We start from the raw sequence: 23996 nt of genomic DNA on the forward strand, positions 1-23996 counted from the left end.
CCGGCGGGGACGGGGATTGGGAACCCCGCTGCCTAGAAAAACACCCTGTCGGCGAGCAGGATGCTCAATCCCACCAGCATGGCCCAGCACAGCCAGTAAAGCACCTTCATCCATGGTGCCTCCAGTCGGCCGAGATCCCGCTGGATGGCATGCTTGTCGTACATGCCCCAGCCATGCATCAGGACTCCTGCGAAAAGCACGGGCACGGCAAGGTCGGCCGCGTACGGCGCCGCCAGAACTCCCAGACCACCCCCAAGCAGGCCGGCCCCGAAGGACGATGCCAGTTCCGCCCGCTTGAGCCGGGATCCCGCTTTGGCCGTAACGTTGTGCTGTTCCATTGTACTGCTCCTGCGAGGGGGGCGCTTCACCGTCCGGCCGTCCACGGGCGTGGATCGCTGCCGGGAAAGAAGTCCGCCTATTCCACATCGTCTGGCGGTTCCGGCGGTCGTCGATGCCGAATGAGATCGGCCTCATCGCCGGACGCAGACGCAATCGCCCTGGCGACCAGGGAGGCGAGCCCGACGGCATTGCTTTCGTGGGGTACGGAGTCTGTCGAGACGATGCGGTCACAAAGGGTTGTGAGGCGTTGAAAGGAATCGTCCGCGAATATTCCATGCACCACAGCAACCATGGGCCGGACAAAGCCTTGCAGCGGAAGCATGCGGGCGGCCTCAATCAGTGTACGGCCTGACGACGCTATATCGTCGGCAAGCACCGGCTGCAGGCCGCGCCATTCGGAAAGGTCCGATAGCTCAACCTCAACATTGCGGTCGCCGTGGCGCACCTTGCGCAGCACAGCGTGCGGCGCACCGATGCGTGCCGCGATCGCCGAGACCCATTGTTCGCTTTCCTTGTCAGGGCCGATGATCAGGGGTTTGTCGACTTCGGCGGCGATCCAGTCCGCCAGCAGCGGCGCAGCATGCAGTGTATCTGTGGGGATCGTGTAGAGAGGCGACAACGCCGCATAGCGATGGAGATGCGGATCTACAGTCACCAACCGGTCGAAGCTCGCCGAGACAAGCCGCGCGAAGCTCCTGGATGTCACCGCCTCTCCCGGCTGAAAGCGACGATCCTGCCGCATGTAGGAAAGGTAGGGGGCGATCAGGTTGACCTGACGGGCGCCCAGATCTCGCGCTGCATCGGCCGCGAAGATCAACCGCAGAAATCCGTCGTCGGGACGCGCCAGTGTGCAAACCAGGTCGACTACCTTGTCCTTCACCTCAGAAAGGATGCGGACGTAAGTCTCGCCGTCAGGAAAACGCCGCGTTTCCAGCGCGCCCAGTTCCCATCCTCCTTCGTCAGCGAGACGGCGCGCGAAGGTTTCGTTACCCGGCAACGGAAGGATCACTCGCATGGCGGGAGCTTCCAGGTATGCGCTTCTTGTCGTCATGTGTGCCTCCTGTAAGAGCGCAGGAACTGAGCGTTGATGGCGACGATGATGGTGCTGGCCGACATGAATACGGCCGCAACAGCAGGGGTCATCATGAAGCCGGTCCCGAAGGTAATGCCGGCCGCCATCGGGATGGCGATCGCATTGTAGCCGGTCGCCCAAGCGAGGTTCTGAATCATTTTGCGATAGGTGGCCCGGGACAGACCGAGGATAGCGCCCACGTCGCGTGGGTCGCTGCGCACCAGAACCACATCGGCAGATTCGACGGCAACATCGGTGCCCGCGCCGATGGCGATCCCGAGATCGGCCACCACGAGCGCAGGCGCATCATTCACCCCGTCGCCGACCATGGCAACGGAGAGCCCTCGCGCTTGGAGCTCCTCGATCTTTTGGGATTTCTGATCCGGCAGCACTTCGGCGAAGTATTCGGTGATTCCGAGTTCCTCGGAGACCGTTTTTGCGACGCCCTCGGCGTCGCCGGTGAGCATGATCGAGCTGATCCCGAGGGATTTGAGTTCGGCAATGGCATCCTTCGATTCCGGGCGAACGATATCAGCCAGCGCAAAGAGTGCCCGCGGCGTACCGTCGCGGACGAGCACGACAACAGTCTTGCCCTGTCCTTCCAGATGCTTGAGGCTGTTATGGGCAATGGCGTTGCCCTGCCGTGCCAGGTGCCCAGGGCTGACGATACGCACATCTTGGCCGTCCACCTTGGCCACGATGCCTTCGCCGGTGATGTTGCTAACGTCAGTTGCCTTGGGAATGACCAGGCTTCGTTCCTTCGCCTCGGCCACGATGCCGTGAGCGATGGGGTGCTCGGACTGGCTCTCGGCGGCTGCGGCAAAGCTGAGTTCCTCGTTTTCATCGCCATCGGCGAGCAATACGATGTCGCTGACACCGAAACGACCCTCAGTTAATGTGCCGGTCTTGTCGAACACGACCGCGCTGAGATTGCGCGCCCGCTCAAAGGCTGCGCGGTCGCGGATCAGCAGCCCGTTGCCGGCCGACAGCGACGTGCTGACCGCGACCACCAACGGGACAGCAAGGCCGAGGGCGTGAGGGCAGGCAACGACCATGACCGTCACCATGCGTTCGATGGCAAATTCGAGGGGCGCGTCGAGGAAAAGCCACCAGACGAACAGCGTGCCGAATCCCACAATGAGTGCTATGTAGGTCAGCCAGGCGGCCGCACGGTTGGCGACATCCTGTGTCCGCGATCGCGTCGCCTGCGCCTTTTTTACCAGTTCGATGACCTGCGACAGATAGGTGGCGCCGCCTGTCGCCGTTACATTGATGGTAACGGCGCTGGCCCCGTTTATCGCACCGCCGATGGCGGCGGCACCGACCCCCTTGGTCACGGGCCGCGATTCGCCCGTGAGCATGGCCTCGTTGAAACCGGACGAACCCTCGATGATCTGGCCGTCCACTGGAACCTTTGCACCGGGCCGTACGATGACCTTGTCACCGGGCTGAAGGGTTGAGATTGGCACCTCCTCCGACGATCCGTCAGCCTTGATCCGCGTGGCTGAATCCGGAAGGAGCCGCACCAGTTCCTCGAGCGCGCGGGATGCTCCCATGACCGAACGCATCTCGATCCAGTGACCGAGCAGCATAATCGCGATGAGAGTCACCAGTTCCCAGTAAAGTTCTTGGCCCGGAAAGCCGAACGTGACGGTGACCGAAAAGAAATAGGCAGCCGAGATCGCAATCGAGATCAGGGTCATCATGCCGGGCTGGCGTTTGCGCAGCTCGGAGGTAAAGCCCGTCAGAAACGGCCATCCGCCATAAAGATACGCAATGGTTGAGAGCACGAAGATGACGTAGCGGTCGCCAGGGAACGCCAGAGTCTCTGCGATGCCAAGCCAATGCTGGATCATCGGCGAAAGCAACAGGATCGGCGGCGTCAGCGCCAGAACCAGCCAGAAGCGGCGCCGGTAGTTCGCCACCATCGCGCCGTGGTCGTGACCGCCGTGCCCGGCATGCTCGGAATGGCTGGAGCCGGTGGCGGCAATAATCTGCGAGTCGCCGCGTTGGCCTTCACCATCGCGAGGCGCGCTCGCATGCGCCTGATGGTTCTGATGGCCATGGTGGTGGGAGTGTGGAGAGCTCATCAGTTGCTCCTGTCCTTACTTGTGCGGCAGAGCCGCGAGATGACGTTGCTCTTGCGTATCAGTGTGATGCTGGCGGTGCGGCGACTGGCCGGGCCGTGTTGCCGCGAGCGATCCCAGGCCCTGAAACAGGTGCTATCCGGTTGAGGCCATCTCATCGTGAAGTACGCGATGCGCGTCCGCGACAGGAACGGGGCGAGGGCCGACATCGATCAGCCTCGCCCCAGTGCATCGGCTATCGCGCCGATGCCGAGCGAGCGGTCCGTGGCAGCGACCGAGCGCTCGGCGTGGCGCTCCTGCCCGGTCAGGGCGCGGATGGCGTCGATCGTTTCGGGGATTACGATCGCCTGGTTGTCGACCATGTAGGCGTAGAAGAGCTCGTCGCCTTCGACCCTCAGCATGTCAGCCCAGAGCGCCACCTCGTAGAGGTTGTCGTGGGGGCGCCCGAGGTCGGCCATCATCTCCTTGACGGCGTTGATCGCCGAAAGGCCGTCGCCGATCTCGACGAGCGCGATCCGCGAGGAGGCGCGGAACGAGTTGAGCACCTCGTCCTTGCTCGCGGCGCGGGTCAGCTGCACGGTCCAGTAGTGCAGATGCGCCAGCGTTTGCGGCACCTTCACCGCCATCGTCAGGACGTCCAGCTCGGGGTCGACGCTTTGCGCGTCAGGTCCTTGATGGCTCGGGATTTCGGGTTCGGGCACCAGCGTGTTCATGATGCCGCCGAGATGGCTCTCCCACGGGTCGGTGGCCCGCCGCAGCAAAGTCCCGCGGGCCTTCCGGAGCAGCCCGGCGCGCTTGAGCGCCGTCAGCGTTCGGACCGTCGATGTCGTGTTGCACGAGACGACGCGGGTACAGTCGCGGCCGATCGCGCTCTCATAGTTCGCGTCAGCGACGAAGGAATGGCCGGTGACCTCGTGCTTCTCGCCGCCCTGGAGGATGAACTTGGCGTTCTTCTGCCGGTAGACTGCAACATTCCTTGCGGCCACGTTTTTCGGCGTGCAGTCGACGACCACGTCTGCGGTTTCCAGCAGATCGCCAAGAGCGCCCGCGAGGTCGAGCCCCGCCTTTCGCATCGGATCAAGCCGTTCTTCCGTGGCGGCGAAGATGGCGTAGCCCTTGGCCCCTGCCACTCGAATGCGCCAGTCGGATGCGATATCGGCGATGCCGGCCAGCTCCATATCGTCTTGGAGGGCAATTGCGTCAGCGACCCGTTTGCCAATCACTCCGTAGCCGTTGACAGCGACGCGCGTTCTCGCTTGCTGGGTCATGATCTTTACTCCTTTGCTCTGTTGGTTCGCCGCGCCCGGCTTCGCGGACAGGCTCTGGGGACGGCGTGGGGCGAAAGGCCCGAATGTTCCGCGGCCGGACGGTGGTTTGCTGTAAGAGGATGCCGTTGGACGGAACGATAGCAGTCGCGATCTCTCCGAGCCCGAAGCCGGGAAGGCCGGCGCCGAATGCAAAATCGACACGCTCGCTCGCGTGAGGGGCCGGCGGCAGGAGATCGGCGTGGCCCCTCATGTCCGCTCCATCCGGCGCCGACGCGGCACAAACGCCGGCACCGTCGCGGCGTAACGCCGCCAGGCGGCGCCGAACTCCACCTCTGCCTGCTGTTCCTCACTGCGGGCCAGGCGCACGTACATCGCGACCAGGACCGGGAACATGGCGAGGGTCAGCAGCGTCGGCCATTGCAGCAGGAAGCCGAGCAGGACGAGGACGAAGCCCGCGTATTGCGGATGCCGGATGTGCCCATAGGGGCCGCCGGTGGCGAGCGTGCCGGACCGCTGCGCCGTGTAGAGGACGCGCCACGCTGCCCCGATCAGCATGAAGCCCGCCCCGATCAACACGAAACTCATAAGGTGGAAGGGTCCGAAGTGCGGGTTGGCCTTCCAGCCGAACAGCATCTCGAGCAGGTGTCCGGCGTCATGCGACAGCCAGTCGACGCCGGGATAGCGGGTCTGAAGCCAACCGGAGAGCAGATAGAGCGTCAGCGGAAAGCCGTACATCTCCGTGAAGAGCGCGACAATGAACGCGCTGAACGCGCCGAACGAGCGCCAGTCGCGCGCGGTCTGCGGCTTGAAGAAGCTGAACGCGAACAGGACGAAGATCGCCGAGTTGACGATGACGAGTACCCACAGGCCGTAGGCAGAACCTGTTTCGGTCATTTCTCGTCTCCGCGGCCTGACCCGCCGCCATGACCGTGACCGCCGCGATGCATGAACAGATGCATCACAAAACAACCGACGAGCAGCAGAACGAGGCTCGCATTGCCGGCGAACAGGTGGATCCGATGCTCGTACGCGAGCAAAAACGCCGCCACTGCGAGGAATGCGACGAGGGTGAAGCCGGTTCGGCTTCTCCAGAAGCTGCCGCTCGGCTGCGGCTCATGTTTGCCATGATTATCCATCGCGGCTTTCCCCTTTTGGGTCCGTATTTCGGCAGCCGGAGTGGCTGCCATATCCTTGCATCGCGTTCGAGCGGCTTCGCGTTGATGCATAGGCGCCTTGCGACATCAGCATGCTTGTGCCTCCTTCTTGCCCATGTCAGGACGCCGAGGATCCGGCGTCCTCTGCCGTCGCCTGACCTATGCGCCGACCACGAATTCGGTCATCATTCCCGTCGCAAGATGCGGCATGTGGTGGCAATGAAGCATCCAGCGCGCAGCCTCGCCGGCGTCGAGCGCGATATCGACCATCGACATCGGAGGCACGTAAACCGTATCCCGCCGCGGACCTGAGACCGCACGTCCATTCAGCCCAACGATCTGGAACACATGCCCGTGCAGATGCATCGGGTGGCCCATCATCGACATGTTGTGGAACGACAGAACGACCCGTTCGCCGCTTCGCCCGGCGACCGGCCGGTGCTGGCCCCAGACGGCGCCGTCGATCGTCCACACGTAGGGCTGCATTGAGCCCCCGAGCATGACCACCTGGCTGCGATCGACGGGCCGTTCCGGCAAGGCGTCGAGGGCGACCAGGCGTGATTCCTGGGCAAGGTCGGCGTCGAAGGCAGGTGCGTCGGTGTCTGCCAATCCGGGCATGCGCCGCACTTCTGCCCCTTGCGTGGCGAGGACAAGGCCGGTGCGCTCTCGTGCGCCTTCGCGCAAGGCGAGAATCGGCCAGGCGCCGCCCTTGTTCGGCAGATCGATTTCCAGATCCAGGCGTTGGCCCATGGCCAGCCCGAACCGGCTGCCCGAGATGGGCTGAACGGCATGTCCGTCTACCGCGACGAGCCGGCTCTTTGGTGTTCCGGTCTCGATCCAGAATACGGTGGCTGCGGCGGCATTGATGACCCGCAGTCGGATACGGCCGCCGCGCTCGACCTGCACCACCTCGGGGTCGGACAGGGTGCGGTCATTGGCGAGATAGGCGTCCCAATCATAGTCGTTGAGGTCCATGGCCATGCCGCCCATCGCCATGTTCCCCATCGGCATGCCTCCCGAGGCTCCGTGGTCCATGCCCGGCATCGCGCTCCTGTCTGCCATGGGCATGCTAGGTGCTGCGCCGTGCCCGCCGCCATGGCCGTCACTGATCTCGGCCAGAACCTCCTCGGGGTGCTTGAACGAAAAATCGTGCAGGAACAGCACGACCTCCTGCCGGTCGCCGATCAGGTCGTCCGGCGACCGAACGATCAGCGGCGCGGCAAGAAGCTGCATCTCCTGGATCGGCACATGGCTGTGCATCCAGAATGTGCCTGGCAGCGCCTCGAAATCGTAGGAACGGGTCTCGCCCGGCGCAAGAAGGGGCAACGGCATATCCGGCACGCCGTCCTGTGCGTTGGGCGGGATCTGGCCGTGCCAATGGATGATGGTACCCACGTCGAGATCGTTGGTCAGGTCGACCCGGAACCTCTGTCCGGGGTCGAGAACCAGACCCTGGCCGCGCGGCCCGGAAAGGCCGAGGACAGTGGCCGCGCGTCCGTCGATGTCGAGCGTGCGGGTTGCGGCAGACAAGGCAAGAGGCGCTGCCACCTGCGCCATGACGGCGCGAGGAAGATGAGCGGTGGCGAATGCCGCCGCACTTGCGGCAAGAAAGCCGCGTCGTGAAAGGGGGTTCATTGGTGTCTCCTCGGGACATTCCTGTCCCGCTCGTCAAAGGCAATGGAACGCGGCCGGCCTTGGCCGCGATGCAATCAGACGAGACGGAGTTCTGGAGGGCGTTCGTTCGTACCAGGCGCCAGGCTGGCAGGGATCGTCGTGGAAGGCAGGTCCTGGCTGGCAAACCCGTAGCCGCGTATGGCGTTCCCGCTGGGCGACGGCACGAAGACCGACAGACCCGCGCAAAGGATTTCACATGCTCCAGCATGGTCTGGTGCGCAGGGTTGTTCTTGCTCACAGGAAAGCTGGGTGTCCGCCGTCTGCATCAACTCACTGACACTAACAGCATGATGGGGCTCGGCGTCCAAACCAGCAGCTTGCGCGGAAGTCACCGTCGTCATGACGACGATCGCGAACATGGCAAGCATGGTGACGAGCCGGGCAAACATACCGTAAGTATAGATGCTGCTTTCGAAAATGTCCAGTGCCACCGGCAACTCGCTTCAGGTAGACCCCGAATCCAGCGTGAAGCCGACCGACGTTTCGTTGTCTGCGGAGATACAATTCTTGGGACCAAACTTTCGTAATCGCGTCCTGATCGCATCGCTCACTGGGGCTGCAATCTTGGAGGTTTTCGCTGGGTGACACAGTTTCAGACCTGCGTACACCGTCGCGGCGTCTCTAGATGTCATCGAAGAGGGCCGGCAACTCTACGCTGAACAGTGTGCGGCCTGCCACGGTGTACAGTTCGAGGGGCAACCGGTCTGGAAGACACCCCTTCGGTCCGGGCGTCTCCCTGCACCACCGCACGATGCAAGCGGCCACACGTGGCACCATCCCGACAACACCCTGTTGCGGATCGTGGAGGAAGGCACCGCCGCGATCGTGGGGAACGGCTACAAGAGCGACCTGCCAGGGTTTGCCGATGTCTTCGGCGATGCCGAGATCCGCGCCATGCTCGCCTATATCCAAAATACGTGGCCGGAGCACGAACGCACCTACCAGGAGAACGTATCGCAAGCACGCTGAGGCGGCCGTGTCGGTTTGGGGCACGTTCTGATCATATGATCCGCAGACCGAACTGGCATGAGCGTTGCAGTTTCCACTCCATAAGGCTCGCTCCACGACCGTCCAGGCCGCTTCCGCTGAAGCCCACAAGGGAAAAATGCAAACGAAGATCACCGCCGTTCTAGCTGTGATCGCGCCGCTGGCATCCGCTCGCACCGTCCATGCCCAGACGCAGGGAGGTGCCGCGGGCAAGTGGCACGGCTCCTGAATGTCCGCCGAAGCTGCCGACATGAGCAGCATAGGCAACATGGGCGACCATCGGGCAATGATGATGGAGGCATGAGGGCGCCGCACGGGTTCATGATGAACGAGGATCCTGACCTTGCCTTAGCTTGTGGCATGATCCTCCATCACCAGGGTGCAGTCAGCATGGCCAAGGCCGAACTCGAGCATGGGGACGACGAAGAGAAACGCGCCCTCGTCGAAGAGATCTTCGCGGCGCAGGAGCGTGAGACCGAACAGCTCACCACCTGAATAGAGGCTCAGCGCCAGTAACGTCAGGGGGGATGGCCGGCGACCGGGTCAATGGCTTAACTCACCACTCGAAAGGGGCCAGACACCCATACTGCGCGGAAACCTTGGTGTTCTCCGTTGAAGCTACCAAATAGAAGTGGGATACTGGGATCGGCATGATTGAAGAAGCCTTTGGGACCAATGTTGGTGGGATCGTCAATTGTTTACCTGGCGTGTGAAGCACGCCCGATCTTGGCGCTGCTTCGGGCAGTCCATTGATGAACGGTCCTGGCTCCAGATCCCCCGATCGAGTTCATGACATCACGGACCGACTCAACAGGAACTGCTTCTGCATTACATTGGACACTCCAACGCTGCGCGAAGCCCTGGACCAAGAGGCTGGAGACCCGGCGTTTTTCGAGACGTTTATCCGCCCCAAGGCGCACCTGTTCTCGCACGTGCCGGTGTTTCTTTCAGCCGCCACCGTGGACGAGATGCGCGAGATCGCAGTGGCTGTCGAGACCACCGCACAACTCGCGGCATATAAAGCCGCAGTCCTCTCCTGGGCGCCGGAAATCGCTCGGGTAGATCACGGCCCGCTTGGGGTGCTGATGGGCTACGACTTTCATCTTGGCGAAGACGGTCCCCGGTTGATCGAGATCAATACCAACGCCGGCGGAGCTTTTCTCAATGCCTTCCTTGCAAGGGCGCAGCGCGCATGCTGCGCCGAAATGGATTTCCCCGCCACGTCACAAAGCTTCGAGGATGCGGCCTTTGGCATGTTCCAGAACGAATGGATTCGGCAGCGGGGAACGGGCGCGCCACAACGCATCGCCATCGTCGATGACAGTCCACCGGAACAGTATCTCTACCCTGAGTTCCTCCTCGCGCGGCAAGTTTTAGTGGGACGAGGCATCGACGCGGTCATCGCCGACGCCGGCCATCTTCGCTATGAGGATGGTCGGCTCAGCGTCGATGGTAAGACAATCGATCTCGTTTACAACCGGGTCACCGATTTCGCCCTGGATCAGCCTGAGCACAAGGCATTGCAGGAAGCCTACCGTGATGGCGCGGTTGTCGTAACGCCGAACCCGCACAACCACGCGCTCCTTGCCGACAAGCGCAACCTTTCGCTTCTTTCGAACTCCTCGACAATTGATGCATGGGGAGTCGACCCGGGAATTCGGGCCGGGCTTGCAGCCGTTCCACGCACCGTCCTGGTGGATCCCGACAATGCTGATGCACTTTGGAAATCTCGCAAGGACCTGTTCTTCAAGCCAACCGGCGGACATGGCGGCAAGGCGGTATATCGGGGCGACAAGCTGACGAAAGGAGTCTGGGCGGAGATCGCAGGGGGCGAATACGTTGCCCAGACGCTGGTCCGCCCCAGCGAGCGCATGATCAAGATCGACGAGATTCAACAGACGCGCAAGATGGACGTGCGACTGTATACCTATGATGGCCAAGTGCTTCTGGTGGCCGCGCGCCTTTATCAGGGTCAGACCACGAACTTCAGGACGCCAGGGGGCGGGTTCGCGCCGGTGTTCGTGATCTAGGACTACAGTTGCCGCGCAAGGCAATTGGGACCAAAAGCAGGCAGGGCTCTTCGCGTCTGCGGCAGTAAGAGGCTGTCTTCATCAACCATGCCCCAAGGCCACCAACGCTGTGGTGTAGGTTCATGGTCCTCAGGGGGAACGCAGACTAACGTCCGCGCTTTAGCGTGGGCGGCAAGGATCATGATCAGTAGCAACGCAAGAGGGGTAATCACAGCACTTGCTCCGTGCGTCGCCGCTCGCTCAGGCCGATCAAGCTTCCCATCAAGTTGAGCTGGCCTTGCTGGAAAGCGCGGGTCATGCCCCGTAGGTAGCCTCCTGTTGCAACCAAGTTGAAATGTCCTCGGCTGCGCAAAGTAGGAGTGTCTCACCGAGGGTGGGCAAGCATGGCCGGGCAGGGCGGAGACATCCGCCATCGCAGCCCTGACCGGCCATGCGTTCAGAGCCGCAGCTTTCGACGTTCGTTTGGCGAGTAGAAGGCGCGCACGCCCTTCGTTTCGACCCGCTTCTCGAAATCCCGCCAGGCAAGACCATCGGCAAGATAGGGCGGGTTATCCGAAATCGTCAGGGTGCCGAACCTGTTCATGACCGACAGCACCCAGCCAGGATGGATCGAAGTCCGGTAGATCTCGACAGAGAACCGGTGACCGTCGATCAGCACGTCCTGTGTCAGATCCGAGAAGATGATCTCCGGCTCTGCGCTGTCTGCCATGTTCTTGCCCTGCGTGCCCGATCAAAGCGTAGGGTATCACCGCAGATGGGCTGAGGAAGCGTCATTCCAGGGGTGGAGCGGCACGCGCCTTCGCCTTGCGGGCTGCCGAGGAGTTCCAGCCGTTGTTGCGGCGCCCCGTGGGCGTGTAGCGGGTCCGTTGCTTGCCGACCCGGTGCACCTTCGGGGGAGCCTTGTCCTGCTCGGCCTTGATGTATTCCAGGACCGCGCTCAGATGCTTGTTCTCGGTGATGGCCGCATGGGTCACCCGCTGATCCTTGTCGAACACGGAGTAGGGCAGCGAGACACCCGTCCAGCGGAACTCCAGCCGGCCGTCCGCGAACTCATAGCTGTCCACGTATTTGCCCGGCAGATCGCGGGTGATCTCGTTCTCGGCCAGGATGATCCGCAGCCGGTCGTAGGAAAAGGCCAGCTGGCTGCTGACATAGCGTTCGTCGCGATAGCACAGAATGTCACGCAGCCGATCCGGTTCGACATTCAGTGGCCGATGCAGGTTGTCCGCACGGCGTGGCACCTTGGCAAACTGCGCGTTGTAGCGCGCCATGAAGCCGGGAAGAAAGGCATTGGCAGTCTCCATGTCGGAGATGCCGGCCAGCCGCAGTTCCTTGACCAGACGGTCCTGCAGGGTGCGGTTGGCGCGCTCGACGCGACCTTTTGCTTGCGAGGAGTTGGCGCACAGGATCTCGATGTTCAGTTCGTTCAAGGCCCGGCCGAACTGGGTCATCCCATAGCCTGTCCTGGCACCTTGCTTTGGCACCCGGAACACGGTGTGCTTGTCGGAGTAAAAGGCAACGGGCCGGCCATGCAGCGTCAGATACCGCTCCAGGGCTCCAAAATAGCTGAAGGTGCTCTCGGAACGGACGAACTCCAGGTGCATCAGGGTGCTGGTGGCGTCATCGATGAACACCAACAAGGTGCAGGCCGGCCCGCGATCCTCGAACCAGCGATGATCCGAGCCGTCGATCTGGATCAGCTCGCCAAGGCACTCGCGGCGCAGGCGCGGCTGGTGGAATGTTCGGCGCTGCTTGCGCGACAGCCACAAACCCGCATCCTGCATCCACTTGCGCAAGGTCTCGCGCGACACTGTCAGCCCGTGACACTCCGCCAGCTTCTCGGCCGCCAAGGTCGGGCCAAAGTCGGCATAGCGGTCCCGAACGAGCGACATGGCAGCCTCCCGGATCGTCGGGTCGATCCGGTTGTTCGATGCCCGTCCACGTGCCTGGTGCCGGATCGCCGCCGCGCCGTCAGCCCCGAACCGCTTCAGCAGCCGGTGAACCTGTCTGCGGCTCAGGTCCAGAACATCGGCCGCACTCACGGCTGACATCCCACCTTGCAGCACCTGGCTCAGAACCTCGACCCGGTTCAGTTCCCGCTCGCTCATCATCACCCATCCCATGCCTGGCTCCCAAGGATCGACACGATGCTCATCCAGGGGAGTGTGACATTCCTGAATTGCAGAGGTGAGACATTTTAACTTTGCGGCTATACCTCTGTGACTGATAACCAAGATTATGGAACTTATTCATTTAATATCAGTTGTTTAGGTGCTTATAACAGCACTCTTAGCATTGGAACGGATCAGCTTGTGCGACAGTCTTGATGTGCCGTGTGGCTTCCACAGGCTATGTTCATAGCCATGCACGGTTGCCGTCAAAGCTGACGGATCAGTTTGAGCGCGTTTGTGTCACGCTCTCGTTCTAGATGGCGACATAAGAATAAGAGGTAGACTGGGATTCAGTCCGCTTGGCAGACTCGCGTAAGTCCATGGCTTGGCCCATCTGTGCCAGTGCCCGTCCGAGTGGCGAGTCACCAAGCTGGAAACTGGCAAATGCCCCCAAATCGAGCGAGGACACATGCTCGGCCTCGATGGCCTTCCTGTCAGCCCGTGCAGCGGCATCATCATCCGGCAGGGAAGGACGGCCTGACCAGCGACCGAGAAGCGCCAGGGCACGCTTGGGAGCGAAAAGACGATAAGCGTTGCTGACCTGCCGGACCTGGGGGCCGCGGCCTTCATTCGGGGTTGGCTCGAACCGGCGCAGCCAGTCCAGAAAGCCGTGGTCGCGCAGCGCCTTCAAGGCGCGAACGACGGCGTCCCTCGACCGTTTCAACTTGTCCATGATCCAGTCCAGGGACGGGTCCAGGCGGCCGGTCTTGAAGCTGACCAGATTGCCGAACAGCGCCAGAACTTCCAGGGCGACGCTGCCAAGAGGTCCATTGCGCCTGCCGGGCTTGCGGCCGTGCAACTCGTATCGCTGCGCGGCTTTGATAATCTTCTGTACCTCCTGCCGGGACGTGCTGCGCCAGAACGTGGCTTCGCAGGTGCCAAGCCGGTGAGAGTTGCGGTGCAAGCGCGTCCGGCTTTGAGTGCGCGCGCCGGTGCAAGCCTGGGCCAAGACACCAAGGCATCGGAAAAAATCGCCGCTTGCTGCGGCTGCTACAGTCGTCAACTGCTGCTCCTTTGTCACAAGAAGCGCGGTGTCCGCAGGCAAAGCTCATCCGTTCGCACAGATGCGCTTTTTGCTCTTGATTTCCGGGAGCGGGAAGCTAACTATAGCAGGTGAAAACTCGTGCTAATCAGGTCGCCAAACCTGTGTTATCAACCCAAGCCCCCTCGTGCGGACCCCCGCGCGGGGGGTTTCCTTTTGGGCTGGTGGTCTATCTGATTCTGCTCGTCCCTCCCCTTTGGGGCATTTTGCCGAACAGCCTACGCCAGCAGGGGCTTAGCGGCAATTCTTTGTGTAACGATCGTGACATCAAAGGCATCAGTAGAGCACCCACTCGGTTGAGTAGGAACCCGTGTAATCCTGCATGCGCAGGACAATGCTTCGGAAGCCCCGGCCGTACTCGCCAAGGAACGTGCTGCCGGTTTTCTGCCGTATTTCGTCATCAAGCCATGCAGGCATCTCGCTGTATCGGGCGGGAAGGCGGACAAAGTCACCAGATGGTGCATATCCGTAGCGGGTCATGCCGACATAGACGTCTCGTCCTCCGCTACCGCTCGTCACATGCTTGGAAAGCTGCCACAGTTCGATGGTGTCACGATACTGGGCGACCTCGGGCGGCATGCTGTCAGATCCACCTCCACTTGGGAGGCCCACGTTGTGACCGCCCATCGGGCAGCGCCACAGTTGGAGGGGCGGTTCAACCGGCCAGGGTGTGATGCGGCGTATAAGCTCGGCCTTCGCTGCGCTGCACTCTGCCGAGGCAGGGAAACCGCCTGCCAGACAAAGCAGGATGGCGCAGTCTATAGGGTAGGCGCTAGCCTGCTTGGCTGAAGCAACGGCAGTCAGGCCTAGAACCGCTACACTGGCGAAGAAATTTCGAGTGCTCATCGTCGGCTGCCAGATCTGTTGCATGGGTCAACATACAAGTACATATATGCAACAATATTGCAATGTCATATGTGACCTAGCTTAGTCGGTTAGCCAAGGCTGGCTTCTCTTGAGGTCTGCCAGGCGTTGCGGCGAAGGGGGAACGATCCACATCATCTGCGTGTCGCCGTTGTCCCAGCGGTAGAGCCATCCGCTCGCATCGTGCAGGTCGATCTTCTGCATAGGTTCGGCATAGAGGCGTGGCATAGACATGGGCAAGGACCTGCTTGTAGTAAGTCCAGCCACCGTTAACTCTTGGTTAACCAGCGAAAAGCGGAAACTCTAGAAAGTAGCTTTTAAGATATACTCGTAGGCTACTTTAGTCATAATAGGCAAAAGCTCGCCGTTTTGTGTCAGATGAAGTGACGGGCCACGGCAATGGCGACAGCCTGGGTTCGAGTCTTTGCGCTAAGCTTGGAGCACGCCTTTTGAGCGCGCTGCGTCACAGTCGCTTCAGCGATGCCAAGCTTTTCTGCGATGGCCCGCTGCCCCAGTCCATCCCTCAGTCCCGCCAGAACATCAAGTTCCCCTGCCGTCAGGGAGGCCCGGTTCAGAACAAGGTCCGTCCAGTGATTAAACTTGGTGACAACCTTGATGATCTCCTCGTCAGCAAACTCCCTTGTCGGGTGCGAGAGAGTGAGAAACGAGCGTTTGAGGTCAGTCTTCCGTGAGATCGCAACTCCGAAGTTCAGGCCAAACTGCTGGGCGGCGTGCATGAACGGCATGTCGAAGGCAGACTTCTTCACGTCTGACCAGCGAATCCACCCTTCCTGCTCGATCGTCCAGCGGGCGACCGGGTCCGAGAAAAAGTAGTTCCGCTCCTGGTAGATGTCCCGCCACTTGTCAGGATAAGCGTTGTGTAGGTGCTCTGGGCCTTGATAGGTCAGGTTGAAGCCCATAATCCAACCTGACGGTGCCAAGCTGTGTAAGGCGTCGATTTCCTGGTCGAAGTGTGGGATCAAGTCTTGCAGCATGTGGTCCTCATGGTCTCACGCGACCTATGTAGCTTTTCAGATATATCCAAAAGCCACTTTTGCACTTTCGTGCGAGACATACCAAGTTCGAGTGGTTTTAGTAAGGCATTCACAACACGGAAGCTAGCTATGGTCTCGGCTTGGAAGAACAAAAAGATAGCTGACGCAGAGTTCAGCAAGGACATGGTTGAGACCATTCTTCAGTATTTCGAAACCTATGCCGATGAAGAAGGTGTCCTGACGGTGGAAGTCAGGGAGCATGGGCTATGGGTTCCGAACCCCGTCCGTGGCCTCCCGCCGCAGTTCATTGGCCTTGCCCGGTGGCCGGCAGGCGTTGCGAAGCAGTAAGGAGCGTTTTTGTGTCAGAAGAACGGCCCATTACCGTCGAGATTGTGACACTGCCCGGTCAGATTTCACGGTTTCACCTGGTCCATGCCTACATGCGGCTGCGCAAGGCGGTTTTCATTGATCGCATGTCTTGGCCACTTGGTCAGACTGACGGCATCGAGTTCGATCAATATGACACCTTCGACACGACCTATGTTGTCGCCCACAGGAACGGCGAAGTGCTGGGAGGAGCAAGGATCAAGCCTACAGATAAGCGCCAGGCCTGCGGAAACAGCATGTATGAGTACATGATCCGAGATGCCTATAGGGGGCTACTGCCCGGTATGCCGGTCGATCTTTGCAACGATGCGCCCCCGCTTTCGCCGGATGATTGGGAGCTGACCAGACTTGTGACCCTTCCTATCAAGGGAATTGCTGAGAAGATCCTTGAGGCAGCCAATGACTACCTGTTCCAAGTCGGAGCGAAGGGCTGTCTGTTCCTTGGGCCACCTGCGTTCTTGCGTATGGCAGAACGGCTAGGCTGGTCCCCGCAGAAGCTCGGCGATGTGGTTCAGAACGAGGATGGGAAGTTCCTGGCCTTTGCCTGTTCAGTTCGCGCACCACACTCCGCCGCAGCTAGCAACTGACAGGCTAGAGAACAAACTAGCAATCTTGAAGCGAAAACAGAAGCCATGCCAAGGAACCGTGTTCCTTGGCATTTTCGGCTTATCTGTATAGATTTGCGCCGCAGATAAGAAAGCAGCGCACATCAAGAATACCTCTTGATAACAGATATGCAATTTTGTATTAACCTTGTAGCATCGCTGCGAGGTTGTCCACTTGTGAAAGGCTGGCCAGCGGTGACGACCCCGATCAACTATGAAGAAGCACCGAATGTGGTCAGCGAAGAAGGTTGCAGGAAGCTCGTGGCTTCAGGATGGCAGTTACAGGTTTTCTGCGCGGGTTCAGCCGAGAAGAAACACCAGAACTACTTTGGGGCATGGGGCATCAGGATCATCTCGCCTGACGGCACCTATGAACGAACGCTTGTTACAGCCCGCAAGGACATGCAGATGCGGATGTTCAAGACGGTCAACGGCCTCATTGCCTTCCTGTATGACCTTAATGTCAAAGTTCCCAGTATCCCGCTGGAACAAGGAATGCGTGCCCTTCAGCCTGTCATCAGGGAAGAGGTCTCTCCAAGCTCGACCTAGCACGCGCCCCCAGACAGCGCTTTGCAAAATAAAGCTGGCTTTCCTTGTCGTGGCCGGTTTGCTGCCGCTTTCCACCCATGCGCAGCCCGCGCCTGTTCAGCAGGTGCCGGGACACTGCATCTACCCGTCTCAGCCGCTTCTTGATGAGGCAAGCCTGCACGCCCTGGATCTCACGATGGGCGAAGAACTGGCTCGTTTCATGAACGAGGCCCAGGCTTACAGCCAATGCCTCGACGCAACCAAGCAGCAGCTCAACAGCGAGGTCGATCAATACATGCAACAGTATCGAGAGGCGCATCCAAAGGTCGAAACAGAGTATTGACCACCAATGCAGAGTAGCGTGCAACCGTAAGCCGCCTGTGTCATGAGTCTTGCAGGACTCAGACAGTTTAGAGCGGCCAGAATGTATCGTTTGGAAAGTGGCGCGAGCGAAGCGGGCTTTAGAGAGTATCTGATCGGAAGCGGAAAGCTCCTGATCCTGTGCACCGAAGATGCGGTCCCCACGCGCGGCAATTTCCAAGGAGGCTGGCAATTCTACGCCCTCAACCCTCACACGGGGAAATGGGCCGTCCTCAATCTGTTCCGACCTCGCCGTGGGGTAACGCCCCCGCGCGTGGTGAAGACTGTCAACGGTGTTTGCAGTTTTATCAAGGACGTAGGGTTTCCAGCCGGGATAATTCCATTTGGAGTTGGGTCCGGTGTTGAAACAAGCAAGTCTGGCGATATGCGCTTCATTGGCAGCGTGGCCTTCGACTGAAGCAGCGGCGCAATCGGCCGGAAACGGAATGGTTCTGGTTCTGAACCACGCATCCGGCAGCTTTGAGAGGCAAAGATCAACGTCCTCCTTTGCCCGCCACTTCGGGCCGGGGGGCGTTCCGCTCCTGTCCGAAGTGCCTGAAGTAGACCTTCCGGCCGAACAGGTGATGCACCTGGCTCCTGTGCGGACGCCGCGCGTCATCCCAAGGCCGGAGGTTCTGGCCGCGATTGATGACGTCGGGATGCGCTATGCCGGTCATCCCTCGCTTCGTGCGGCGGGCATGAGCGTCACCGAATGGCTGTCCTTCTTCCGGGCGAACATCGAGATTGAAAGCGGCTATCGCCAAACTGCCGTCAGTTCGGTGGGCGCGATTGGCCTGGGCCAGCTCATGCCCGCCACAGCGGCCAAGCTTGGCGTCAATCCCAATGACATGCACCAGAACCTCGATGGCTCGGCACGCTACATGCTGATGCTGCTCGGCCGGTTTGGGTCCAAGGAACTTGCGCTTGCGGGCTACAATGCTGGTCCCGGCGCGGTCGAGAAATACGGGGGCATCCCCCCGTATCGGGAAACACAAGGTCACGTCCGCAAGGTCATGTCCGTGTTTCAAAAGCTGACTTTAGCAACCGCAGAATAGGAGTCTTCCATCATGACCTCTGCAATGCAGGCCATTTGGCCGGCACGATCTTCTATTGCCTGCGCTCAGGGTGTTCATGCCGCTCCGCGCGTGCTGGACACCTGGGCGAAGGTCTCGCTGGTGATGCTGATTGCTCTCGCCTTCACGCTCGCGTGGAGCGAACCGGCGGCGGCTCAGGCGATCAACCTCAACCCGATCCAGACCTTCCTGAACAGCATCGTCACGGCACTGACGGGCACCCTGGGCAAGACCATCGCCACGCTGGCGCTCGTCTGCGTCTTTATCGGCTGGTTCATGGGCTACATTGAAATGCGCACGGCGATCTATGTGCTTGTCGCCATCGTGTTCGTCGGTTCCGCCGCGACCATCGTGAACTCCCTCTGGGGCAAGTGAGCGGGGAATGACGGTGGAAAAAGATACGGTCTATCGGGGCCTTCTTCGTCCGGCCAAGCTGTTCGGCCTGCCTCTGACTTCCGCCGTCATTCTTCTTGTGACGGTGCTGCTCGGGTTCATGTGGGCGGAAAGCTTTTGGGCCTTGGCATCCATCATCGTCTTTTATCCAGCCCTTTACCGGCTGGCGAAATGGGACCCGAACTTCTTTGACGTCATCACCAGGACGCTGAAGAACTTCGGTCCCTCCAAAAATCGCAAAGTGTGGGGCGGAGACTCCTATGAGCCGTAACGAGAAAAAGCCGATGACGGAAGGCTTCAAGCGGCTGTTCAATTCCCGGCATGGCAAGGCGGTGTTCCCCCGCGCCATGAAGGACGAGTTGCAATTCGACGCGTTCCTGCCTTTCGTGTCCTTGCAGGCTGACGACAGAACGATCCTGACGCGCGGGGGCGAACTGATCCAGTGCATCCGCGTCGATGGCCTCAATTCGATGACGGCAAGCGACCGCGACATTTCCTTGTTGAAGGAAACCGTGGCCGAACTTCTCGCGCAGCAGGGCGAACGCTATGCGGTCTATGTCCACAAGATCAGCCGCCCCTTCAAGGCGACCCTCGCCCCTGTCGAGGCTGGCGGGTTCGCCCAGGAAGTCGATGCGGCCTGGACGCGGGTCGTTGCGGGCCGCACGCTGCGCGACAAGACCCTGACCATCAGCATCATCAACCGGCCCGCAGGCCTCTTTGGCAGTCTCTCGGCGGGCGACAAGCTCAAGGAAATCTTCTCGCGCAAGCGCAAGTCTGACGCGCTGCAAGCCTTCATCGCCAACAAGGCCGAACGGCTGACTGACCTTGATGAAACGGTAGGCGTGGTTCTCGCGACCCTCGCGCACCTCAAGGCGCGCGTCCTGACCGGGGCCTCGGGCGAGTTGGTGGGCTTTCTCGAAGGCATCGGCACCGGCATCGAGCTTCCGGCCTTCCCCAGCAATGACCTGGGCATCCTCGCCCGCAGCGTCTGCAACTACCGCGCCACCTTCCGGGGAACGCGGGTGCATGTGACGGGCGGCGTGGTCCCCAACCGCGTGGGCCATGTGTTCACGATCAAGAACTACCCGACCGGCACCTTCCCGGGCATGTTCGATGAACTGAACCTGCCGATCGACATGGTGATCACCAATTCCTTTGTGCCGATCAGCGATGACCGGGCCAGCGAATTGATCCGCCGCAACCTCGAACAGCGGCGCGGCTCGGGCGATGCGGCGGAAACCGACCAGCAGATGCTGCGCGAAGGCCGCAACAAGGTGGCCTCGGGCCTGGAAACGCTTGGCTCCCATCACATGACGGTTGCCATCTACGCCGAAGATGAAAAGACCCTCGCGCGGGCTGCGGCCGATGTGCGCCAGATCGCACAGGAAACCGGGACCAGGATCATCACCGAAGCCTTTGCCGGTCAGGGCCATTACTTCGCGCAATGGCCGGGCAACGCGACCTATCGGGCGCGCACCGGCCTTATCAGCAACCATGTCTTTGCAGGCATGGCGGCGCTGCACCGCACGCCGACCGGCCTCACGGGCGATCTTCTGCCCTGGGGCACGCCCTTGAGCGTGTTCCCTACCCCGGAAAAGAGCGGCTATCTGTTCTCCTTCCATCCGGCAAGCGAGGCGGACAAGGAACCGCCTGCGGGTCATACCGTGATCTTCGGGCCATCCAGCGGCGGCAAGTCGGTCCTGATCTCTTTCCTGATGACGCAAGCGCAGCGGGTGGGTGCGAGGGTCTTCGCCTTCGACTACCTGCGCGGGCTTGAAGTCCAGATCGAGGCCCTGGACGGCAGTTACACTACAATCTCGCCGCACTGGCCAACGGGGCTCAATCCGCTGTATGCGGAAACCGACATGGCCGGTCAGGCGTGGCTCAGCGAATGGCTGACCGCCCTTCTCAACCGCTCTGAGTGCCCGCTCTCGCCGGTCCAGACGCAGCAGCTTCATGATGCGGTCGTGGAAGCGGCAAAGGCCCCGGACCATCTGCGCAACTTCGACGGCTTCCCGTCGCTGTTCAGTCACCTCGACGACAACGGCGATCTGGAACAGCGGGTGCGGGAATGGGCACCGGGAGGCCGCTACGGATGGGTGTTCGGCGGCAACGCGGCCGACAACTTCGCCCTCGACCAGACTGTCATGGGCTTTGACATGACGGCGGTTCTCGACTCCGACAACGAGAAGGAACGCACCGCGATCCTGGGCTACATCTTCCAGCGTCTCGAACGGAAGTTGCAAGACCGCCAGCCCACGATCATCGTCATTGACGAAGCCTGGAACGCTCTCGCCACCGAATACTTTGCTGACAAGCTGGAAAAGTGGCTGGTCACGGCGCGAAAGCTCAATGCCGTGGTGGTCATGGTCACGCAGTTTCCCTCGCAGCTCGACAAGAGCCGCGCGGGCGCGGCCATCCTGCAGGGCGTCCAGACGCAGGTGCTGATCCCGAACCGCGCGGCCTCGACTGAGAACTATGCGGCGCTGCACCTGAATGACCGAGAAATGGGCATGGTCCTTGGCGCACCTCCGGGATCGCGCCTGGCGCTGATCCGCAATGCCTCGGCCTCGGTGGTCGTGGACGTGAACCTCTCCTCCTTGGGCGATCACCTGAAAATCCTCGGCGGCAGCAAGACAGGCCGTGCGGCCTTTGACGCCTACCGCGCCCGCCACCAGAAAAAGGAAGAAATCGCATGAAGTCCGTTCTCATGATCTGTGTTCTGGCCTTCACCGTCTCGGCCTGCGCCAGCACTCAACCGACCCGCTCGTCCTGCTTCATGAACGGCAAGCCGGTCTGCACCTTCACGCCCATTCAGGAACTGTGGGCCGAAGAATGATCGGGAGGGTGACACAGGCAAAGGCGCTTGCCGTTGCGGGCCTGTGCGCCAGCACGGTTCTCGCCTCGGCGCAGGGCGTTCCCATCATCGACGCGAACCTGCTGCGGCAGAACCTTGCCATCCTGGCCGAACAGGAACGCGACCTCGGCCGCCAGCAAGGCAGGCTGGCGCGGTCAAACGTCCTGTTGCAGATCGACGCGGACATTATCGCGGAACTGGACAAGCTGATCGAGGCTGGCGACCTGCCTGTTGGCCCGACCGGCGACATGATCCAGACCCTTGAGGATGGTGCAGGCGATCCGGCGGCATCCGCTGACAGTCTCTACAATCCCGACGACACGAACCCTGCCGCAGAACAGACTTTCGGGGATGCGGCAATGACGGTGGAAGACGTCATCATTGCCGGGGCCAAGGCCACCTACGGCCATGCCGGGGTGTCCAAGGCCGGGCTGTCGCAGGCCCAATGGCGGGCCTTGATCCAGGCGATGATCTGGCAGGAAAGCCGCTTCAACCCCCATGCCGGATCTCCGAAAGGGGCCTACGGCCTGACGCAGCTCATGCCCGGCACGGCCAAGGACCTCGGGGTGGACCCCGACTACCGGACCAACCCTTATTCGCAGGTCTATGGCGGGGCGACCTATCTGGCCCGGATGCTGTCGATGTTTGACGGCAACATCGTGATCGCGCTTGCCGCCTACAACGCGGGTCCGGGCAACGTCCAGAAATACGGCGGCGTGCCTCCCTTCAAGGAAACGCAGCACTACGTCCAGGTGATCCCAACCAAGTATAACGAGTATCTGGCAGCCATCGGCGGCGTTGACGCTCTTGGCACCATTGCCCCGGTCGATGCGGCAGGGGCCAACCTCGCCATGATGGGCGCCGGGGCTTCTGCCTATGGCGGCAACATGGCGCAGGAAATCGCCGCCATCGCGCATCGCCTCAAGGCGATCCTGAACCAGATGGAGCAGAACCAGAACCCCACGCAAGCCTGGGCGCTGAACAGCTACGCGCGCGCGGAAATGGCCCGGATCATGGCGCTGCGGGTCCGCGTGCTTGCGGCCAACACCAAGACGGTCAGCGCCGAGGCTTTGCAGCAAGCCGCGGCCCATGCCGAAGAACGCAATTACATGACATTCTCGAACGATTGAGGTTCAAGATGCTTTTCCAGAACATGGCTCGTATCGGAAAAACCGGCGCGGTGCTGGCGGCCCTGTTTACGGCCCCTGCCGCCTTGGCGCAGGGCGTCCCGACCCTCGACGGGCAGAACACCTTGCAGACCATCAAGCAGCTTGAAGCCATGCTGCGCGATGCCGGGGTGCAGTCCGACCTTCTGTCCAATGCCATGAAGCAGGTCGAACAGTTGCAGGCGCAGCTTTCGCAGTTGCAGGACATTTACGGGCAGTTCAACGGCACGCGCGACATTGTTGATCTGGCAATGGGTGGCGATCTCGACGGCCTCTTGAGCGGCAACATGACCGATGTGCTTGGCACGATCCAGGGCGGCATGACCGGCAACTGGGGTGGCTTCACACCGGCCAAGGGCGACAAGCTGACCAAGGGGGTGGAAACCGCGCTGACCACGGGCGGGCTGACGCAGGAAAAGGTGACAGACATGGCGTCCTCGGGCGTTCCTGGCGCGCAGCGGGTGGCGGCGCAAGCCTCTGGCGGCGCGGTTCTCGCCGCGACGGCCGAACAGACCTATGCGGAAACCTCGTCCTCGCTGGAACGGGTCAACACGATTGTCTCCATGACGCAAGGTAGCGGCGACATTAAGGAGTCCATCGACCTCAACACGCGGATGTTGGCCGAACTCTCGGTGCAGCTCGCCAAGTCGCTCGAACTGCAATCCATCGAGGCCGTCTACAACGGCCAGGCGGGTGTTCTCTCGGCCGCGACCATTGCCGAGGAACGCGCCTACATGACCTTCTCGAACGAGTGATCCAGCCATGAGCAACATCAAGGATGTGTTCGAGGAAGAACTGATCTACGGCGCGTGCGAGGAAGCCGCGATGTGGAAACGCATCGCCTTTGTTGAACCGCCCCGGGTTTACCGGAGAGTTTGTGGTTCAATGATTAGGCTGCTTTTTCGTCAGCGTTCAAGCTTGCGTAGAAGGCCTCCTCTGCTTCG

Annotated in this window: 29 protein-coding genes and 1 pseudogene; 15 read left to right on the forward strand and 15 right to left on the reverse strand. The window is 61.1% G+C overall.

The genetic code is table 11. The annotated features are described in order from the left end of the window. Window positions 1–32: 32 nt before the first annotated feature. From RAH32_RS16215 to RAH32_RS16250, 8 genes are all read right to left on the reverse strand, one after another. Complete coding sequence (locus RAH32_RS16215) at window positions 33–338, reverse strand: hypothetical protein (protein WP_103174171.1); 306 nt, start codon at window positions 336–338, stop codon at window positions 33–35. A 77-nt stretch (window positions 339–415) separates the two neighbouring features. Then, window positions 416–1390 (reverse strand): ribose-phosphate pyrophosphokinase, encoded by a 975-nt coding sequence (locus RAH32_RS16220; RefSeq protein WP_239986117.1) that lies wholly within the window; start codon window positions 1388–1390, stop codon window positions 416–418. After that, window positions 1387–3501, reverse strand: a complete 2115-nt coding sequence (locus tag RAH32_RS16225) for a heavy metal translocating P-type ATPase (protein ID WP_103174169.1) — start codon at window positions 3499–3501, stop codon at window positions 1387–1389. Before RAH32_RS16225 ends, RAH32_RS16220 begins: the two co-directional genes overlap by 4 nt. A 209-nt stretch (window positions 3502–3710) precedes the next feature. Next, complete coding sequence (locus RAH32_RS16230; protein WP_103174168.1) at window positions 3711–4766, reverse strand: type II glyceraldehyde-3-phosphate dehydrogenase; 1056 nt, start codon at window positions 4764–4766, stop codon at window positions 3711–3713. 246 nt (window positions 4767–5012) lie between these two features. Then, entirely contained in the window at window positions 5013–5660 is a 648-nt protein-coding gene (locus RAH32_RS16235) for a methyltransferase family protein (RefSeq protein WP_103174167.1), read from the reverse strand. Then, the gene (locus tag RAH32_RS16240) at window positions 5657–5902 is read right to left on the reverse strand and encodes a DUF2933 domain-containing protein (RefSeq protein WP_103174203.1); all 246 of its coding nucleotides are present in this window, start codon (window positions 5900–5902) and stop codon (window positions 5657–5659) included. The genes RAH32_RS16235 and RAH32_RS16240 overlap by 4 nt, the downstream gene beginning before the upstream one ends. A 177-nt stretch (window positions 5903–6079) precedes the next feature. Further along, complete coding sequence (locus tag RAH32_RS16245) at window positions 6080–7555, reverse strand: multicopper oxidase family protein (protein ID WP_103174166.1); 1476 nt, start codon at window positions 7553–7555, stop codon at window positions 6080–6082. A gap of 74 nt (window positions 7556–7629) precedes the next feature. Next, window positions 7630–8025 carry a hypothetical protein gene (locus RAH32_RS16250; RefSeq protein ID WP_239986116.1) on the reverse strand — a complete coding sequence of 132 codons (396 nt, stop codon included), beginning with the start codon at window positions 8023–8025 and terminating at the stop codon, window positions 7630–7632. A 199-nt stretch (window positions 8026–8224) separates the two neighbouring features. Between RAH32_RS16250 and RAH32_RS16255 the strand changes: the two genes are divergently transcribed. The 3 genes from RAH32_RS16255 (at window position 8225) to RAH32_RS16265 (ending at window position 10611) form a co-directional block, all read left to right on the forward strand. Next, complete coding sequence (locus tag RAH32_RS16255) at window positions 8225–8563, forward strand: c-type cytochrome (RefSeq protein WP_103174165.1); 339 nt, start codon at window positions 8225–8227, stop codon at window positions 8561–8563. Between the two features lie 339 nt (window positions 8564–8902). Continuing rightward, window positions 8903–9076, forward strand: a complete 174-nt coding sequence (locus tag RAH32_RS16260; RefSeq protein ID WP_239986115.1) for a DUF305 domain-containing protein — start codon at window positions 8903–8905, stop codon at window positions 9074–9076. A 257-nt stretch (window positions 9077–9333) separates the two neighbouring features. Continuing rightward, window positions 9334–10611, forward strand: coding sequence for an ATP-grasp domain-containing protein (locus RAH32_RS16265; protein ID WP_103174201.1), 1278 nt, complete (start codon window positions 9334–9336; stop codon window positions 10609–10611). Window positions 10612–11047: 436 nt separating this feature from the next. Here the strand turns inward: RAH32_RS16265 and RAH32_RS16270 are convergent, their stop codons facing one another. The 7 genes and pseudogenes from RAH32_RS16270 to RAH32_RS16300 form a co-directional block, all read right to left on the reverse strand. Then, window positions 11048–11320 (reverse strand): hypothetical protein, encoded by a 273-nt coding sequence (locus RAH32_RS16270; RefSeq protein ID WP_306609212.1) that lies wholly within the window; start codon window positions 11318–11320, stop codon window positions 11048–11050. Between the two features lie 61 nt (window positions 11321–11381). Beyond that, window positions 11382–12734, reverse strand: coding sequence for an ISNCY family transposase (locus RAH32_RS16275; protein ID WP_306609214.1), 1353 nt, complete (start codon window positions 12732–12734; stop codon window positions 11382–11384). A gap of 301 nt (window positions 12735–13035) precedes the next feature. Beyond that, complete coding sequence (locus RAH32_RS16280) at window positions 13036–13827, reverse strand: helix-turn-helix domain-containing protein (RefSeq protein ID WP_306609215.1); 792 nt, start codon at window positions 13825–13827, stop codon at window positions 13036–13038. A 273-nt stretch (window positions 13828–14100) separates the two neighbouring features. Beyond that, complete coding sequence (locus RAH32_RS16285) at window positions 14101–14403, reverse strand: hypothetical protein (RefSeq protein WP_306609245.1); 303 nt, start codon at window positions 14401–14403, stop codon at window positions 14101–14103. Window positions 14404–14445: 42 nt separating this feature from the next. Beyond that, window positions 14446–14670, reverse strand: a pseudogene (locus tag RAH32_RS16290) (hypothetical protein); the annotation flags it as partial. 81 nt (window positions 14671–14751) lie between these two features. Continuing rightward, window positions 14752–14922: a hypothetical protein gene (locus tag RAH32_RS16295; protein WP_306609217.1), complete on the reverse strand. Its 171-nt coding sequence runs from the start codon at window positions 14920–14922 to the stop codon at window positions 14752–14754. Window positions 14923–15062: 140 nt separating this feature from the next. Beyond that, window positions 15063–15683, reverse strand: coding sequence for a helix-turn-helix transcriptional regulator (locus RAH32_RS16300; RefSeq protein ID WP_306609219.1), 621 nt, complete (start codon window positions 15681–15683; stop codon window positions 15063–15065). Between the two features lie 183 nt (window positions 15684–15866). On the opposite strand from RAH32_RS16300, the gene RAH32_RS16305 reads away from it, so the two are divergent. The 12 genes from RAH32_RS16305 to RAH32_RS16360 form a co-directional block, all read left to right on the forward strand. Then, entirely contained in the window at window positions 15867–16031 is a 165-nt protein-coding gene (locus RAH32_RS16305) for a hypothetical protein (RefSeq protein WP_306609221.1), read from the forward strand. An 11-nt stretch (window positions 16032–16042) separates the two neighbouring features. Next, complete coding sequence (locus RAH32_RS16310) at window positions 16043–16657, forward strand: acyl-homoserine-lactone synthase (RefSeq protein ID WP_306609223.1); 615 nt, start codon at window positions 16043–16045, stop codon at window positions 16655–16657. A 213-nt stretch (window positions 16658–16870) separates the two neighbouring features. Next, complete coding sequence (locus tag RAH32_RS16315; protein ID WP_306609225.1) at window positions 16871–17224, forward strand: hypothetical protein; 354 nt, start codon at window positions 16871–16873, stop codon at window positions 17222–17224. A gap of 49 nt (window positions 17225–17273) precedes the next feature. Further along, window positions 17274–17546 (forward strand): hypothetical protein, encoded by a 273-nt coding sequence (locus tag RAH32_RS16320; protein WP_306609227.1) that lies wholly within the window; start codon window positions 17274–17276, stop codon window positions 17544–17546. 463 nt (window positions 17547–18009) lie between these two features. Further along, window positions 18010–18618: a lytic transglycosylase domain-containing protein gene (locus RAH32_RS16325; protein WP_306609243.1), complete on the forward strand. Its 609-nt coding sequence runs from the start codon at window positions 18010–18012 to the stop codon at window positions 18616–18618. Between the two features lie 12 nt (window positions 18619–18630). Further along, on the forward strand, window positions 18631–19011 hold the full coding sequence (locus RAH32_RS16330) for a TrbC/VirB2 family protein (protein WP_306609229.1): 381 nt from the start codon (window positions 18631–18633) through the stop codon (window positions 19009–19011). 7 nt (window positions 19012–19018) lie between these two features. Beyond that, entirely contained in the window at window positions 19019–19300 is a 282-nt protein-coding gene (locus RAH32_RS16335) for a VirB3 family type IV secretion system protein (RefSeq protein WP_306609231.1), read from the forward strand. Beyond that, window positions 19290–21728, forward strand: a complete 2439-nt coding sequence (locus RAH32_RS16340; protein ID WP_306609233.1) for a VirB4 family type IV secretion/conjugal transfer ATPase — start codon at window positions 19290–19292, stop codon at window positions 21726–21728. The genes RAH32_RS16335 and RAH32_RS16340 overlap by 11 nt, the downstream gene beginning before the upstream one ends. Further along, window positions 21725–21868, forward strand: coding sequence for a hypothetical protein (locus RAH32_RS16345; protein ID WP_306609235.1), 144 nt, complete (start codon window positions 21725–21727; stop codon window positions 21866–21868). The genes RAH32_RS16340 and RAH32_RS16345 overlap by 4 nt, the downstream gene beginning before the upstream one ends. An 8-nt stretch (window positions 21869–21876) precedes the next feature. Then, window positions 21877–23016, forward strand: a complete 1140-nt coding sequence (locus RAH32_RS16350; protein WP_306609236.1) for a lytic transglycosylase domain-containing protein — start codon at window positions 21877–21879, stop codon at window positions 23014–23016. An 8-nt stretch (window positions 23017–23024) separates the two neighbouring features. Further along, complete coding sequence (locus RAH32_RS16355; protein WP_306609237.1) at window positions 23025–23807, forward strand: type IV secretion system protein; 783 nt, start codon at window positions 23025–23027, stop codon at window positions 23805–23807. Between the two features lie 7 nt (window positions 23808–23814). Beyond that, a partial coding sequence (locus RAH32_RS16360; protein ID WP_306609239.1) for a hypothetical protein occupies window positions 23815–23996 on the forward strand: 182 nt, incomplete at its 3' end.

It is taken from the genome of Paracoccus yibinensis (assembly GCF_030846195.1).
Taxonomy (GTDB): Bacteria; Pseudomonadota; Alphaproteobacteria; order Rhodobacterales; family Rhodobacteraceae; genus Paracoccus; species Paracoccus yibinensis.

Excerpts from the sequence above, each read along its gene's own strand:
- RAH32_RS16240 (WP_103174203.1), bottom strand. The coding sequence starts at position 5,902 with ATGGATAATCATGGCAAACATGAGCCGCAGCCGAGCGGCAGCTTCTGG.
- RAH32_RS16230 (WP_103174168.1), bottom strand. The coding sequence starts at position 4,766 with ATGACCCAGCAAGCGAGAACGCGCGTCGCTGTCAACGGCTACGGAGTG.
- RAH32_RS16335 (WP_306609231.1), top strand. The coding sequence starts at position 19,019 with ATGACGGTGGAAAAAGATACGGTCTATCGGGGCCTTCTTCGTCCGGCC.
- RAH32_RS16330 (WP_306609229.1), top strand. The coding sequence starts at position 18,631 with ATGACCTCTGCAATGCAGGCCATTTGGCCGGCACGATCTTCTATTGCC.
- RAH32_RS16270 (WP_306609212.1), bottom strand. The coding sequence starts at position 11,320 with ATGGCAGACAGCGCAGAGCCGGAGATCATCTTCTCGGATCTGACACAG.
- RAH32_RS16345 (WP_306609235.1), top strand. The coding sequence starts at position 21,725 with ATGAAGTCCGTTCTCATGATCTGTGTTCTGGCCTTCACCGTCTCGGCC.
- RAH32_RS16355 (WP_306609237.1), top strand. The coding sequence starts at position 23,025 with ATGCTTTTCCAGAACATGGCTCGTATCGGAAAAACCGGCGCGGTGCTG.
- RAH32_RS16325 (WP_306609243.1), top strand. The coding sequence starts at position 18,010 with ATGGTTCTGGTTCTGAACCACGCATCCGGCAGCTTTGAGAGGCAAAGA.
- RAH32_RS16305 (WP_306609221.1), top strand. The coding sequence starts at position 15,867 with ATGGTTGAGACCATTCTTCAGTATTTCGAAACCTATGCCGATGAAGAA.
- RAH32_RS16300 (WP_306609219.1), bottom strand. The coding sequence starts at position 15,683 with ATGCTGCAAGACTTGATCCCACACTTCGACCAGGAAATCGACGCCTTA.
- RAH32_RS16225 (WP_103174169.1), bottom strand. The coding sequence starts at position 3,501 with ATGAGCTCTCCACACTCCCACCACCATGGCCATCAGAACCATCAGGCG.
- RAH32_RS16340 (WP_306609233.1), top strand. The coding sequence starts at position 19,290 with ATGAGCCGTAACGAGAAAAAGCCGATGACGGAAGGCTTCAAGCGGCTG.
- RAH32_RS16285 (WP_306609245.1), bottom strand. The coding sequence starts at position 14,403 with ATGCCGCCCGAGGTCGCCCAGTATCGTGACACCATCGAACTGTGGCAG.
- RAH32_RS16215 (WP_103174171.1), bottom strand. The coding sequence starts at position 338 with ATGGAACAGCACAACGTTACGGCCAAAGCGGGATCCCGGCTCAAGCGG.
- RAH32_RS16235 (WP_103174167.1), bottom strand. The coding sequence starts at position 5,660 with ATGACCGAAACAGGTTCTGCCTACGGCCTGTGGGTACTCGTCATCGTC.
- RAH32_RS16260 (WP_239986115.1), top strand. The coding sequence starts at position 8,903 with ATGATGAACGAGGATCCTGACCTTGCCTTAGCTTGTGGCATGATCCTC.
- RAH32_RS16245 (WP_103174166.1), bottom strand. The coding sequence starts at position 7,555 with ATGAACCCCCTTTCACGACGCGGCTTTCTTGCCGCAAGTGCGGCGGCA.
- RAH32_RS16275 (WP_306609214.1), bottom strand. The coding sequence starts at position 12,734 with ATGGGATGGGTGATGATGAGCGAGCGGGAACTGAACCGGGTCGAGGTT.
- RAH32_RS16295 (WP_306609217.1), bottom strand. The coding sequence starts at position 14,922 with ATGTCTATGCCACGCCTCTATGCCGAACCTATGCAGAAGATCGACCTG.
- RAH32_RS16265 (WP_103174201.1), top strand. The coding sequence starts at position 9,334 with ATGAACGGTCCTGGCTCCAGATCCCCCGATCGAGTTCATGACATCACG.
- RAH32_RS16220 (WP_239986117.1), bottom strand. The coding sequence starts at position 1,390 with ATGACGACAAGAAGCGCATACCTGGAAGCTCCCGCCATGCGAGTGATC.